Consider the following 12,429-nt stretch of genomic DNA (forward strand, 5'->3'; position numbering starts at 1 on the left):
TCCTCATAATCTTTACTTCAGGCAGCTCACGTACTGGTTTGACAGCTGAGTCAGGAAGTTCCCGTAGCTGTCTTTCCCCAGTGCGATGCCGGTGCCCAGCGGGTCCAGCGTTCCAGAACGCACTTTGGTCCCTTTGGCAACGGCATTGATTACGGCCGGCCTGAATTGTGGCTCAGCAAAAACGCAGACTGCTTTCTGCTCAACCAACTGTGTTCGAATTTGGTGTAAGCGCTGTGCTCCAGGTTGGATTTCGGGATTCACAGTGAAATGGCCCAGCGGGCTCAAACCGAAATGTTTCTCAAAATAGCCGTAAGCATCATGAAAAACAAAATATCCTTTGCCTTGCACAGGCTTGAGCATGTTACCAACATTTTTGTCAGTTTGCGTCAGTAGATTCTCGAACTGGCGCAGGTTTGCGTCTAATTTGTCCTTATTCTGTGGCATAAGTTCCAATAACCTGTCGTGAATCGCGATCGCGGTCACTTTTGCCACTTCCGGAGACAGCCAAACGTGCATGTTATATTCGCCATGATGGTGCCCATCGCCCTCATCGTGATCGGCATGACTATGCGCATCCGTTGCATGATCATGGTCGTGTTCATGCTCATGATCGTCGTCTTCGCCCTTCATCAACAGCGGTTTTACTCCGCTCAGTTCGCTGATGGCCAATTGACGATTGGCCGACACCGGCGTTAGGGATTTGGTCAGAAAAGCTTCCATATCCGGGCCTACCCACACCACCAGATCGGAGGCACGCAGGCGTTGGATATCGGAAGGTCGCAAGGCGAAATCGTGCGGCGAGGCGCCATCCGGCAGCAGCACCTCGGTCGGCGTTACGCCATCGGCGATAGCGGAGGCGATAAAGCCCAGTGGGCGAATGGATGTCACTACCGCCGCAGAGGCGCTGCTCAGTGGTCCGGCCATCATCAGTGCGCTAGCCAGCAACGTGCGCTGCAGCCATTTATTTTTATGTGCCATTATCAGTAATCCCGTCGTTTTCATCAGCGAGGCGTGATATTATAACATTCGGTTAGTTCTGCAAAATGTAATCATGAGATGTCCACACTGACAACGCTAAAAAATATCTCCGTCTCCTTTGGTAACCGTAAGGTGCTGTCGAATATTTCGCTCAGCCTTCAACCGGGCCGTATTCTGACGCTGCTCGGCCCAAACGGCGCGGGCAAATCCACGCTGGTGCGCGTGGTACTCGGGCTGGTTGCGCCAACGGAAGGTACGCTGGAACGCGAACCGGGTCTGCGTATCGGTTACGTGCCGCAAAAACTGCACCTCGACGCCACCCTGCCACTCACCGTAAGCCGCTTTATGCGCCTGAAACCCGGCGTCAAGAAAGCCGATATTCTGCCCGCGCTGAAACGCGTGCACGCAGCGCACCTGCTCGATCAGCCGATGCAGAAACTCTCAGGTGGCGAGAATCAGCGCGTACTGCTCGCGCGGGCGCTGCTGAACAAACCGCAACTGCTGGTGCTGGATGAGCCAACACAAGGAGTTGACGTCAACGGCCAACTGGCGCTGTACGATCTTATCGACCAACTGCGCAAAGAACTGGGTTGCGCGGTTCTGATGGTGTCCCATGACCTGCATCTGGTGATGGCGAAAACCGATGAAGTGCTGTGCCTCAACCAACACATCTGCTGTTCCGGCGCACCGGAAGTGGTCTCGATGCATCCTGAATTTATCGCCATGTTCGGCAACCGCGGTGCGGAGCAATTGGCGGTCTATCGTCACCACCATAATCACCGTCACGACCTGCAAGGACGAATTGTGTTGAAGAAAACCGGGGGCCGTGAGGCATGATCGAACTGTTATTACCCGGCTGGCTGGCCGGGGTGTTATTGGCCGCCGCTGCCGGTCCATTGGGCTCCTTTGTGGTCTGGCGCCGGATGTCCTATTTTGGCGATACCCTGGCACACGCCTCTTTGCTGGGTGTGGCCTTCGGGCTGCTGCTGGACGTGAATCCTTTCTATGCGGTGATTGCCGTGACGCTGGTGCTGGCGCTGGTGCTGGTGTGGCTGGAGCGTCGTCCGCAACTTTCCGTTGACACCCTGCTCGGTATTATGGCGCACAGTGCGCTGTCGCTGGGGTTGGTGGTGGTGGCGCTGATGTCCAACGTGCGGGTCGATCTGATGGCCTATCTGTTTGGCGATCTGCTGTCGGTTACCTTCACCGATATCTGGATGATTGCCATTGGGGTCAGCGTCGTGCTGTTGATCCTGTGGTGGCAGTGGCGCAACCTGCTGTCGATGACCGTCAGCCCAGAGCTGGCACATGTTGACGGGGTCAATCTGGTCCGTGCTCGTACCGTACTGATGCTGGTTACCGCCCTGACCATTGGTCTGGCGATGAAATTCGTCGGCGCGCTGATCATCACCTCACTGCTGATCATTCCGGCCGCTACCGCACGGCGCTTCGCCCGAACTCCTGAGCAAATGGCCGCCTACGCGGTGCTGGTGGGTGTGCTGGCAGTGACCGGTGGATTGGCCTTCTCGGCATTTTACGATACCCCGGCCGGCCCATCGGTGGTACTGAGTGCGGCGGTGCTGTTCGTCCTGAGCTTGTCCAGGAAGCAGCAAGCCTGATCTCCCTCTCGTAGATAGCAAAAGGGCCGCAATTAGCGGCCCTTTTTAATGCGGATTACGGCGTAATATTTACTCTTCGCGCACCATGCCAAAGTGCTTATAGGCATGATTGGTGGCCATGCGCCCGCGCGGCGTGCGCTGGATGAAACCTTGCTGGATCAGAAACGGCTCGATCACGTCCTCGATAGTTTCCCTTTCCTCGCCGATCGCTGCCGCCAGGTTATCCAGGCCCACAGGGCCGCCGGTGAACTTGTCGATTATCGCCAGCAACAGTTTGCGGTCCATGTAATCGAAGCCTTCGGCGTCAACGTTCAACATATCCAGCGCCTGCATCGCCACCTCGCCATTGATCACGCCATTGGCGCGGACTTCAGCAAAATCGCGTACCCGACGCAGCAAACGGTTGGCGATACGCGGTGTACCGCGCGCACGGCGAGCCACTTCATGTGCGCCCTCGTCCGACAGATCCAGCCCCAGACAGTTAGCGCTGCGTGAAACGATGTGCTGCAGATCGGCAACCTGATAAAACTCCAAACGCTGCACAATGCCGAAGCGATCGCGCAGTGGCGAAGTCAGGGAACCGGCGCGGGTGGTTGCCCCCACCAGCGTGAACGGCGGCAAATCGAGTTTGATCGAGCGTGCGGCCGGGCCTTCACCGATCATGATATCCAGTTGATAATCTTCCATCGCCGGATACAGCACTTCTTCCACTACCGGAGACAGACGGTGGATTTCATCGATAAAAAGAACGTCGTGCGGTTCCAGGTTGGTCAGCATCGCCGCCAGATCGCCCGCCTTTTCCAGCACCGGCCCGGAGGTGGTGCGTAGGTTAACGCCCATTTCATTGGCAACGATGTTGGCCAGCGTGGTTTTCCCCAACCCGGGCGGGCCGAAGATCAGCAAATGGTCCAGAGCGTCGCCACGCTGCTTGGCAGCCTGAATAAAGATTTCCATCTGCTCGCGGACATGCGGCTGACCGACATACTCCGTCAGCAGCTTCGGCCGGATGGCGCGATCAAGAATTTCTTCTTCATTGATCGGCTCGGCAGAAATCAGGCGATCGGCTTCAATCATTCTCTACCCCTTATCGGCGCTTACAGCGCGGCACGCAGCGCGTCGCGGATCAGGGTTTCGCAATCTGCACCCGGCTTGGCGATTTTACTGACCATGCGACTGGCCTCCTGCGGTTTGTAGCCCAGCGCCACCAGCGCAGAGGCCGCTTCGGCTTCCGCATCCAGTTCGGCCGCTTTCGCCGCGGTGGCAGGAAGCGTGATTTCGCTGCTGCTGTTAAACAGATCGCCATTAAGCCCTTTGAAGCGGTCTTTCATTTCGACCACCAGGCGCTCTGCGGTTTTCTTGCCTACGCCCGGCAATTTTATCAGCGACGTGATCTCTTCACGCTCAACCGCGCTGACAAACTGCTGCGCTGACATGCCGGACAGAATGGCCAGCGCCAGCTTAGGGCCAACGCCGTTCACTTTAATCAGTTCGCGAAACAGCGCGCGCTCTTGTTTATCGTTGAAGCCATACAGCAGTTGGGCATCTTCGCGCACCACAAATTGGGTAAACACGATAGCCTCTTGCCCCAGCTCGGGCAGTTCATAAAAGCAGGTCATCGGCATATGCACTTCATAGCCCACGCCGTTTGCCTCCAGTAATACCAGTGGCGGTTGCTTTTCCAGAATATAACCTCTGAGACGACCTATCATTTACCCTCCTGCTAAATTCCTGAGCATGACCTTCTGCCATGCCGTGCTGCTAAAGCTTATAACATAAAAAAGGCTGGATGAATATCCAGCCTCGGAACTGATTAAGCGTTACTTTAAACGTCCACGCGCCAGGTTCAATCGCCCTTCGCTCATCCGCAGCACGTTTTGGCTGAGGTGACAGTGGGTAATGGCGATCGCCAGCGCATCGGCAGCATCGGCCTGGGGATTGGCCGACAGCTTAAGCAGCGAGCGCACCATATGCTGCACCTGTGCTTTTTCGGCCGCGCCGGTACCGACCACCGTTTGTTTCACCTGACGTGCCGCATACTCAAACACTTCCAAATTCTGGTTCACGGCAGCAACAATAGCCACGCCGCGCGCCTGCCCAAGTTTGAGCGCCGAATCCGGGTTTTTCGCCATAAACACCTGTTCAATAGCGAAAAAGTCTGGTTTAAACTGGGTAATGATTTCACTGACGCCCGCGTAAATCAGCTTTAAGCGCGTCGGCATGTCATCCACTACGGTACGAATACAACCGCTGGCAATATAGCTCAACTGGCGGCCCTGCTGACGAATCAGGCCGTAACCGGTGACGCGCGATCCGGGATCGATACCGAGTATGATCGTCATCCCTACACCCACCTTGCGTTAAGCATTAACTTCGCCAGGCGCTGCCACAAGACAGCGCCGTACTTCAACCCCATTACAGCGTCGCAGCAACCTCGTCGGAGATCTCACCGTTGTGGTAAACCTCCTGCACGTCGTCGCAGTCTTCCAGCATGTCGATCAGGCGCAGCAGCTTAGGCGCGGTTTCTTCATCCATATCGGCTTTGGTCGATGGGATCATGGAAACTTCTGCCGACTCGGCGGTGAAACCGGCAGCGGTCAGCGCGTCTTTCACTTCACCCAGGTTTTCCCAAGCGGTGAAGACGTCGATAACGCCATCGTCGTAGCTGACGATATCTTCAGCACCGGCTTCCAGCGCAGCTTCCATCACCACGTCTTCATCCAGGCCCGCTGCGTAAGTGATCACGCCCTTCTTGGTGAACAGGTAAGCCACGGAGCCGTCGGTGCCGAGGTTACCGCCACACTTGGTGAAGGCATGACGCACTTCCGCCACGGTACGGTTACGGTTGTCACTCAGGCACTCGATCATGACGGCAGTGCCGCCCGGACCGTAGCCTTCATAAATGATGGTTTCCATATTGGTATCATCATCACCGCCTACCCCACGCGCGATGGCACGGTTCAGGGTGTCGCGCGTCATGTTGTTGGACAGCGCCTTGTCGATCGCCGCACGCAGACGCGGGTTAGCCCCCGGATCGCCACCGCCCAGTTTCGCGGCAGTCACCAGCTCGCGAATAATTTTGGTGAAAATTTTACCGCGCTTGGAATCCTGCGCTGCTTTACGGTGCTTTGTGTTGGCCCACTTACTATGACCTGCCATAAAAAATCTCCGAAAAAAATTACTGGACTGAATTAATCACAAACTCTTCAATCGCCTGCTGATTGCTCCAGGACTTGGTCAACTTCACGGCTTCCGCCGCCTCAAGCCACTGGTAGGCGTGATGCTCGGTAATCACCGGATCGCGCTCTTCAGGCAAAGCCAGACAGAACCAGTGCTCTTTATTGCGCGTGGTTCCCGGGGCATAGCGATGTCGCAAATGGACAAAGAGTTCAAACTCCACACAGCGCTGGCAATCGAACAACGGCAGTTTCTCTGCTTCGATATCGATGCCGACTTCTTCCATGACCTCACGCCGTGCGGCATGCGGCGGCGACTCATCTTCCTCCAGGCTGCCGGTCACCGACTGCCAGAATTCGGTATCATCGCGCCGCTGTAACATCAGCACCCGACCACTGGATTTGGCATAAATCACTACCAGAATAGACTCGGGACGCTTGTAGTTCATTACTGGTTCTCTACATTTGAATCGTCAGTCGCTTTCTTTACCACGCTGATTGCCAGCTCCTGCAACGAAGCCGGGTTCGCGAAGCTTGGTGCTTCGGTCATCAAGCAGGCCGCAGCGGTGGTTTTCGGGAAGGCGATCACGTCACGAATGTTGTCGGTGCCGGTCAGCAGCATCACCAGACGGTCCAGACCGAAAGCCAAACCGGCGTGCGGCGGCGTACCGTACTTCAACGCGTCCAACAGGAAACCGAATTTTTCGCGTTGCTCGTGTTCGTTAATACCCAGAATGCTGAATACCGTCTGCTGCATTTCGCTACGGTGAATACGCACGGAACCGCCACCCACTTCGTAGCCGTTAATCACCATGTCGTAGGCGTTGGCGATGGCATTGATTGGCGTGTTGGCCAGCTCTTCCGGGCTCATATCGCGCGGTGCGGTGAACGGGTGGTGCATCGCTGCCAGACCACCTTCGCCGTCTTCTTCGAACATCGGGAAGTCCACGACCCACAGCGGTGCCCAGCTGTCCAGCTTGGTCAGTTCCAAATCACGGCCCAGCTTCAGACGCAGCGCGCCCATCGCATCGGTGACAATCTTGAAGCTGTCGGCGCCGAAGAACAGAATGTCGCCGCTCTGCGCGTTGGTACGCGCCAGAATTGCTTCCAGCACTTCTGCGCTGAGGAATTTAGCAATCGGGCTCTGTACGCCTTCCATACCGGCGGCGCGGTCATTGACCTTCAGCCAGGCCAGGCCTTTGGCACCATAGATGTTAACGAAAGCGCCGTACTCATCGATCAGCTTACGGGTCAACTGCGCACCACCAGGTACACAGATCGCGGCAACGCGGCCTTTGGCATCGTTAGCCGGGCCGGAGAACACCTTGAATTCCACGTCCTTCACCAGATCGGCAACGTCCACCAACTCCAGTGGGTTACGCAGGTCCGGCTTGTCCGAGCCATAGCGACGCATGGCTTCTTCGAAGGTCATGACCGGGAAATCACCCAGATCTACGCCCTTCACGTCCAGCCACAGTTCACGCGCCAGTTTCTCCATCACTTCACGCACCTGATCGGCGGTCATGAAAGAGGTTTCCACGTCGATCTGGGTAAATTCAGGCTGACGGTCGGCACGCAGGTCTTCGTCGCGGAAGCATTTGACGATTTGGTAGTAGCGGTCGAAACCGGACATCATCAACAGCTGTTTGAACAGCTGCGGAGATTGCGGCAACGCATAGAACTTGCCTTTATGTACGCGGCTCGGGACCAGATAGTCACGGGCGCCTTCCGGCGTGGCTTTGGTCAGCATCGGGGTTTCGATATCGAGGAAACCGTGGCTGTCCATAAAGCGGCGCACAAAGCTGGTGATTTTGGCACGGGTTTTCAGGCGATCGGCCATTTCCGGGCGACGCAAATCCAGGTAGCGGTATTTCAGGCGCGCTTCTTCGGTGTTGACCTGGTTGGAATCCAGCGGCAGTGGCTCGGAGCGGTTGATGATCTCCAGTGCATGGGCGAACACTTCTACTTCACCGGTAGCCATATCTTTATTGATCTGGCTGTCCGGACGGGCACGCACGGTGCCGACGATCTGGATGCAGAATTCATTGCGCAGGTCGTACGCCTTGTCGAACGCGGCCTTCTGGTCCGGATCGAAGAACACCTGCACGATGCCTTCGCGGTCGCGCATATCAATAAAGATCAGGCCGCCCAGATCGCGACGACGGTTGACCCAACCACACAAAGTGACTTCTTGGCCCACGTGAGACAGATTCAACTGCCCGCAATATTCAGTACGCATACGCTATCCTTTTGGCTTAAGCCGATGCCGCGCGGGCTTTTGGCGCCTGCCACGCGGCTGTTTTCTGATGAACTCAATACCCGTCATCTTTCAAGTTGCAGCGTTGTAATCTGCACTCTCTCACCCCAGTGACTTACTCAAGTAGGCGCCAGGGGTGAGATAGCTGGCTGGCTGCTACTCGAAAGCTATAGGGTATATTTACTTGCCCGGTTTGAAGTCGGTTGCATACCAACCGGTACCCTTTAACTGGAAACCGGTGGAAGAAATCAGCTTGGTTAACGCGGGCTGCCTACACGCCGGACAATCCGTCAGCGGCGCATCGGAAAATTTTTGCAACTTCTCTAACCGGTGGCTGCAAGCACCACATGCATATTCATAAATCGGCATAGGTCGTTGGAGTAAAGTGAGCTGAAAAAAGGCGATCATTATAAAGGAAATTCATGCGCCAGATAAGTGCGAACACAGCTTTGTTGCAGCACTAAATGGTGTGTTTTTGCCCGAAGTAACACATTGATTAACAAATTTCTCATTAACCGGTGATGCTTTTTTCACGTAGCCTGAATCGATGCTTGTTTAGCGCGCTATCTAAGCTGCGCGTATTTCATCCACCTTGTCACGAGATATTTCCATGTTGAAACTTGATGCTCACACCACCGCACTGGTGTTAATTGATTTGCAAAACGGCATCCTGCCCTTCGCCGGTGGCCCACACAGCGCCGAAAGCGTGGTGGCCAATGCCGCGCAGTTGGCGGCACATTTCCGTTCGCTGGGGGCACCGGTGATCCTGGTACGCGTCGGCTGGTCCGACTCTTTCGCCGAAGCGCTGAAACAGCCGGTGGACAAGCCGTCTCCCGCCCCTGCCGGCGGATTGCCTGCCAACTGGTGGGAATTCCCGGCATCCCTGGCGGTGAGCGACCGCGACATTCTGGTGACCAAGCGCCAATGGGGTGCGTTTTACGGCACCGATCTTGACTTGCAACTGCGTCGCCGTGGCATTAAATCGGTGGTGCTGGGCGGTATCTCCACCAATATTGGCGTGGAATCCACGGCTCGCGCGGCCTGGGAACACGGCTACGAGTTAGTGATAGCCGAAGATCTCTGCAGTGCGCAAAATGCTGAAATGCACCAGTTTGCTTTCGATAATATCTTCCCGCGGTTGGCACGTGTTCGCAGCACCCGCGAAATTGTTGCCGCACTCGACCAGTAACGCTAACTTGTAGGGGCGCCGCATGCTGCGCCCACCTTTGACTGGCAGGGAAAATTAAGGAAGATGCAAGCTTGATGTATATCGGACTCCCACAGTGGCAACACCCGGCCTGGAATCGTATCGGGCTGCGCGATCTGGCGGATTACAGTCGCTATTTTAACTGCGTGGAAGGCAATACCACCTTCTACGCGTTACCTAAACTGGAAATAGTCCAGCGCTGGCGCGATATGACCACCGATGATTTTCGCTTCTGTTTCAAGTTCCCCGCCACCGTCAGCCATCAGGCTGCACTGCGTAATTGCGCCGCCGATCTGCAGGCATTTTACCACTGCCTGGGTCCGGTGCATCAGCGCATAGGCCAGCTGTGGCTGCAATTGCCAGCGGCGTTCGGCCCGGCGGAATTACCGGCGATGTGGCAGTTCTTCGACGCTTTGCCGAAAGAGTTTACCTATGGCGTGGAAGTGCGGCATCCGGCGTTTTTCGACAAAGGCGAGGAAGAGCTGCTGCTGAATCAGGGGTTACACCAGCGGGGTATCAACCGGGTGATCCTCGACAGCCGGCCGGTGCATCACGCCCTGCCCAACAGCGCCGCCGTGCGCGATGCCCAGCAGAAAAAGCCCAAGCTGCCGGTGCATGCTCTGGTCACCGCCAACAATCCGCTGGTACGTTTCATCGGCGGCGATGTGCTGCAAGATAACCTGCGCTGGTTCGACGCCTGGCAACAGAAATTGCCCGTTTGGCAGCAACAGCACCAACCTTTTCTGTTTATACATACGCCGGATAATGGTGATTCCCCCCAGCAGGCACAGAAAATCTGGCAGCAGCTGTATCAGGCTATTCCGAATTTACCCCCACCGCCGGACTGGCCGGAGCAGGATGCGCTGTTTTGACCGATTAATCTGACCAATTACATCAGATTTTTCCTCGCGACAGTGATTGCAATGGCGGCTATGATGCTGGCTGCCAGTTTTGGTTAGGGAATGGAGTTAAAAATGGTAAGCGCGCTTTATGTAGTGCTCGGCGCATTGTTGTTGATCAAACTCTCTTATGACGTGGTTAGGTTAAGGATGCAATACCGTGTCGCCTACGGGGACGGCGGTTTTTATGAGCTGCAAACTGCAATCCGCGTTCACGGCAATGCCGTAGAATATATTCCTATCGCCGCAGTGCTGTTGGTGATCATGGAGATGAACGGCGCTGAAATATGGATGATCCATATTTGCGGTCTGATGCTGATGGCCGGCCGTTTGGTGCATTACTACGGTCTGCGTAACCGCGAGGTGCGCTGGCGTCGATCGGGCATGGCGGCCACCTACATTTCGCTGGTGTTAATGGTACTGGCCAATATTTTCTATCTGCCATGGGATCTTATTTTTAGCCTGCATTAATCCCCTGTTCGTCCTCAGGCGGCTACGCCGCCTGCTTCCGCTGCGCTTTTTGTCATTATCTGTTAGAATACGCCCCTTCGAATTCTGAACCGATTTTCCGCTATGCCAAACCGCGATACTCTTTTTTCTGCCCCGATCGCCAAATTGGGCGACTGGACCTTCGACGAACGCGTCGCTGAAGTGTTCCCTGACATGATCCAGCGTTCCGTTCCAGGCTATTCCAATATCATTTCCATGATTGGCATGCTGGCCGAGCGTTTCGTGCAGCCCGACAGTCGGGTTTACGACCTGGGATGTTCGCTGGGTGCAGCCACGCTGTCGATGCGGCGGAATATCAAGGTGGCGGGTTGCAACATCATCGCCGTCGACAACTCTCCGGCCATGGTCGAGCGCTGCCGCCGTCATATTGATGCCTTCCGCGCCGACACCCCGGTAGACGTTATCGAAGCCGATATCCTTGATACCAACATCGAAAACGCCTCGATGGTAGTCCTGAACTTTACCCTGCAATTCCTCGAACCCGCCGACCGCCTGCGCCTGCTGGAACAGGTTTACCGCGGTCTGCGCCCTGGCGGCGCACTGGTACTGTCGGAGAAGTTCAGCTTTGAAGATGCCGATGTCGGCGAATTGCTGTTCAACATGCATCACGATTTCAAACGTGCCAACGGTTACAGCGAGTTGGAAATCAGCCAGAAGCGCAGCATGCTGGAAAACGTCATGCTGACTGACTCCGTAGACGCCCACAAAGCCCGTCTGAAACAGGCCGGTTTTGAGCATGCGGAAGTCTGGTTCCAGTGCTTTAACTTCGGTTCACTGATCGCGTTGAAAGCGGGAGCCGCAGCATGATTGAGTTTGGCGATTTTTATCAACGCATCGCGAAAAGCAACCTCAGCCACTGGCTGGATACCCTGCCGGCACAGCTCAGCGCCTGGCAGCGCGAGTCACTACACGGTAAATTCAAACAGTGGTTTAATTCGGTTGAACATTTACCGGCACTGACCCCCACCCAGCTTGATTTGTTGCACGGCGTCCGTGCCGAGATGGAACCCCCTTTGTCGCCGGGCCAGTTGGAAGGCATTGAAAAGATGCTGCGCACCATGATGCCGTGGCGCAAAGGCCCGTTCTCATTGTATGGCATCGATATCGACACCGAATGGCATTCCGATTGGAAGTGGGATCGCGTATTACCGCACATTTCACCGCTGGCTGGACGCACCATTCTCGACGTCGGCTGCGGCAGCGGTTATCACTTGTGGCGCATGGTTGGCGCGGGTGCGCATCTGGCGGTGGGCATAGATCCGATGCAGCTGTTCCTGTGCCAATTCGAAGCGGTGCGTAAGCTGTTGGGCGGCGATCAACGCGCCCACCTGTTGCCGCTCGGTATTGAGCAACTGCCTGAGCTGGCCGCATTCGACACGGTATTTTCAATGGGCGTGCTGTACCATCGCCGCTCGCCGCTGGACCATTTGTATCAGTTGAAAAACCAGCTGGTTTCCGAAGGCGAACTGGTATTGGAAACGCTGGTGGTAGAAGGCGACCGCCATCAGGTTCTGGTACCCGGTGACCGCTACGCGCAAATGCGTAACGTCTACTTTATTCCGTCAGCCGAAGCATTGAAATGCTGGCTGGAGAAGTGCGGTTTCGTCGACGTTAAAATCGCCGACATGTGCGTCACCAGCACCGAAGAGCAACGCCGAACAGATTGGATGACCAGTGAGTCACTGGCCGAATTCCTTGATCCACAAGACCCGAGCAAAACTGTCGAAGGCTACCCCGCGCCCTTGCGTGCCGTACTGGTAGCCAGGAAGCCCTAGAGTGAAAAACG

The 12,429-nt window shown here is 55.8% G+C and carries 15 protein-coding genes; 7 read left to right on the forward strand and 8 right to left on the reverse strand.

Annotation, left to right across the window (positions count from 1 at the left end; all coding sequences use genetic code 11):
• Positions 1 to 12: 12 nt before the first annotated feature.
• On the reverse strand, positions 13 to 978 hold the full coding sequence (znuA, locus tag M495_RS13690; RefSeq protein ID WP_020827258.1) for a zinc ABC transporter substrate-binding protein ZnuA: 966 nt from the start codon (positions 976 to 978) through the stop codon (positions 13 to 15).
• A gap of 78 nt (positions 979 to 1,056) precedes the next feature.
• Between znuA and znuC the strand changes: the two genes are divergently transcribed.
• Both znuC and znuB read left to right on the forward strand, forming a co-directional pair.
• A complete protein-coding gene (znuC, locus tag M495_RS13695; RefSeq protein WP_020827259.1) occupies positions 1,057 to 1,815 on the forward strand; it encodes a zinc ABC transporter ATP-binding protein ZnuC in 759 nt (252 codons plus the stop codon).
• Positions 1,812 to 2,597, forward strand: coding sequence for a zinc ABC transporter permease subunit ZnuB (gene znuB / locus M495_RS13700; RefSeq protein ID WP_020827260.1), 786 nt, complete (start codon positions 1,812 to 1,814; stop codon positions 2,595 to 2,597). Before znuC ends, znuB begins: the two co-directional genes overlap by 4 nt.
• 69 nt (positions 2,598 to 2,666) lie before the next feature.
• Here the strand turns inward: znuB and ruvB are convergent, their stop codons facing one another.
• The 7 genes from ruvB to M495_RS13735 form a co-directional block, all read right to left on the reverse strand.
• Positions 2,667 to 3,671: a Holliday junction branch migration DNA helicase RuvB gene (gene ruvB / locus M495_RS13705; RefSeq protein WP_020827261.1), complete on the reverse strand. Its 1,005-nt coding sequence runs from the start codon at positions 3,669 to 3,671 to the stop codon at positions 2,667 to 2,669.
• A gap of 20 nt (positions 3,672 to 3,691) precedes the next feature.
• Positions 3,692 to 4,306, reverse strand: a complete 615-nt coding sequence (gene ruvA / locus M495_RS13710) for a Holliday junction branch migration protein RuvA (protein ID WP_020827262.1) — start codon at positions 4,304 to 4,306, stop codon at positions 3,692 to 3,694.
• 108 nt (positions 4,307 to 4,414) lie between these two features.
• On the reverse strand, positions 4,415 to 4,936 hold the full coding sequence (gene ruvC / locus M495_RS13715; protein WP_020827263.1) for a crossover junction endodeoxyribonuclease RuvC: 522 nt from the start codon (positions 4,934 to 4,936) through the stop codon (positions 4,415 to 4,417).
• Between the two features lie 73 nt (positions 4,937 to 5,009).
• Positions 5,010 to 5,753 (reverse strand): YebC/PmpR family DNA-binding transcriptional regulator, encoded by a 744-nt coding sequence (locus M495_RS13720; protein WP_020827264.1) that lies wholly within the window; start codon positions 5,751 to 5,753, stop codon positions 5,010 to 5,012.
• Positions 5,754 to 5,772: 19 nt separating this feature from the next.
• On the reverse strand, positions 5,773 to 6,219 hold the full coding sequence (gene nudB / locus M495_RS13725; RefSeq protein ID WP_020827265.1) for a dihydroneopterin triphosphate diphosphatase: 447 nt from the start codon (positions 6,217 to 6,219) through the stop codon (positions 5,773 to 5,775).
• Complete coding sequence (gene aspS / locus M495_RS13730) at positions 6,219 to 8,009, reverse strand: aspartate--tRNA ligase (protein WP_020827266.1); 1,791 nt, start codon at positions 8,007 to 8,009, stop codon at positions 6,219 to 6,221. Before aspS ends, nudB begins: the two co-directional genes overlap by 1 nt.
• 198 nt (positions 8,010 to 8,207) lie before the next feature.
• Complete coding sequence (locus tag M495_RS13735; RefSeq protein WP_020827267.1) at positions 8,208 to 8,435, reverse strand: FmdB family zinc ribbon protein; 228 nt, start codon at positions 8,433 to 8,435, stop codon at positions 8,208 to 8,210.
• A gap of 202 nt (positions 8,436 to 8,637) precedes the next feature.
• Between M495_RS13735 and M495_RS13740 the strand changes: the two genes are divergently transcribed.
• The 5 genes from M495_RS13740 (at position 8,638) to cmoB (ending at position 12,418) form a co-directional block, all read left to right on the forward strand.
• Positions 8,638 to 9,216 carry a hydrolase gene (locus M495_RS13740; protein ID WP_020827268.1) on the forward strand — a complete coding sequence of 193 codons (579 nt, stop codon included), beginning with the start codon at positions 8,638 to 8,640 and terminating at the stop codon, positions 9,214 to 9,216.
• 74 nt (positions 9,217 to 9,290) lie between these two features.
• Positions 9,291 to 10,106: a DUF72 domain-containing protein gene (locus M495_RS13745; RefSeq protein WP_020827269.1), complete on the forward strand. Its 816-nt coding sequence runs from the start codon at positions 9,291 to 9,293 to the stop codon at positions 10,104 to 10,106.
• 102 nt (positions 10,107 to 10,208) lie between these two features.
• Complete coding sequence (locus M495_RS13750) at positions 10,209 to 10,604, forward strand: MAPEG family protein (protein ID WP_020827270.1); 396 nt, start codon at positions 10,209 to 10,211, stop codon at positions 10,602 to 10,604.
• Between the two features lie 102 nt (positions 10,605 to 10,706).
• The gene (gene cmoA / locus M495_RS13755; protein ID WP_020827271.1) at positions 10,707 to 11,450 is read left to right on the forward strand and encodes a carboxy-S-adenosyl-L-methionine synthase CmoA; all 744 of its coding nucleotides are present in this window, start codon (positions 10,707 to 10,709) and stop codon (positions 11,448 to 11,450) included.
• A complete protein-coding gene (cmoB, locus tag M495_RS13760) occupies positions 11,447 to 12,418 on the forward strand; it encodes a tRNA 5-methoxyuridine(34)/uridine 5-oxyacetic acid(34) synthase CmoB (protein WP_020827272.1) in 972 nt (323 codons plus the stop codon). The genes cmoA and cmoB overlap by 4 nt, the downstream gene beginning before the upstream one ends.
• Positions 12,419 to 12,429 lie beyond the last annotated feature (11 nt).

Source organism: Serratia liquefaciens ATCC 27592 (assembly GCF_000422085.1).
Taxonomy (GTDB): domain Bacteria; phylum Pseudomonadota; class Gammaproteobacteria; order Enterobacterales; family Enterobacteriaceae; genus Serratia; species Serratia liquefaciens.

Excerpts from the sequence above, each read along its gene's own strand:
- znuA (WP_020827258.1), bottom strand. The coding sequence starts at position 978 with ATGGCACATAAAAATAAATGGCTGCAGCGCACGTTGCTGGCTAGCGCA.
- znuC (WP_020827259.1), top strand. The coding sequence starts at position 1,057 with ATGTCCACACTGACAACGCTAAAAAATATCTCCGTCTCCTTTGGTAAC.
- znuB (WP_020827260.1), top strand. The coding sequence starts at position 1,812 with ATGATCGAACTGTTATTACCCGGCTGGCTGGCCGGGGTGTTATTGGCC.
- ruvB (WP_020827261.1), bottom strand. The coding sequence starts at position 3,671 with ATGATTGAAGCCGATCGCCTGATTTCTGCCGAGCCGATCAATGAAGAA.
- ruvA (WP_020827262.1), bottom strand. The coding sequence starts at position 4,306 with ATGATAGGTCGTCTCAGAGGTTATATTCTGGAAAAGCAACCGCCACTG.
- ruvC (WP_020827263.1), bottom strand. The coding sequence starts at position 4,936 with ATGACGATCATACTCGGTATCGATCCCGGATCGCGCGTCACCGGTTAC.
- M495_RS13720 (WP_020827264.1), bottom strand. The coding sequence starts at position 5,753 with ATGGCAGGTCATAGTAAGTGGGCCAACACAAAGCACCGTAAAGCAGCG.
- nudB (WP_020827265.1), bottom strand. The coding sequence starts at position 6,219 with ATGAACTACAAGCGTCCCGAGTCTATTCTGGTAGTGATTTATGCCAAA.
- aspS (WP_020827266.1), bottom strand. The coding sequence starts at position 8,009 with ATGCGTACTGAATATTGCGGGCAGTTGAATCTGTCTCACGTGGGCCAA.
- M495_RS13735 (WP_020827267.1), bottom strand. The coding sequence starts at position 8,435 with ATGATCGCCTTTTTTCAGCTCACTTTACTCCAACGACCTATGCCGATT.
- M495_RS13740 (WP_020827268.1), top strand. The coding sequence starts at position 8,638 with ATGTTGAAACTTGATGCTCACACCACCGCACTGGTGTTAATTGATTTG.
- M495_RS13745 (WP_020827269.1), top strand. The coding sequence starts at position 9,291 with ATGTATATCGGACTCCCACAGTGGCAACACCCGGCCTGGAATCGTATC.
- M495_RS13750 (WP_020827270.1), top strand. The coding sequence starts at position 10,209 with ATGGTAAGCGCGCTTTATGTAGTGCTCGGCGCATTGTTGTTGATCAAA.
- cmoA (WP_020827271.1), top strand. The coding sequence starts at position 10,707 with ATGCCAAACCGCGATACTCTTTTTTCTGCCCCGATCGCCAAATTGGGC.
- cmoB (WP_020827272.1), top strand. The coding sequence starts at position 11,447 with ATGATTGAGTTTGGCGATTTTTATCAACGCATCGCGAAAAGCAACCTC.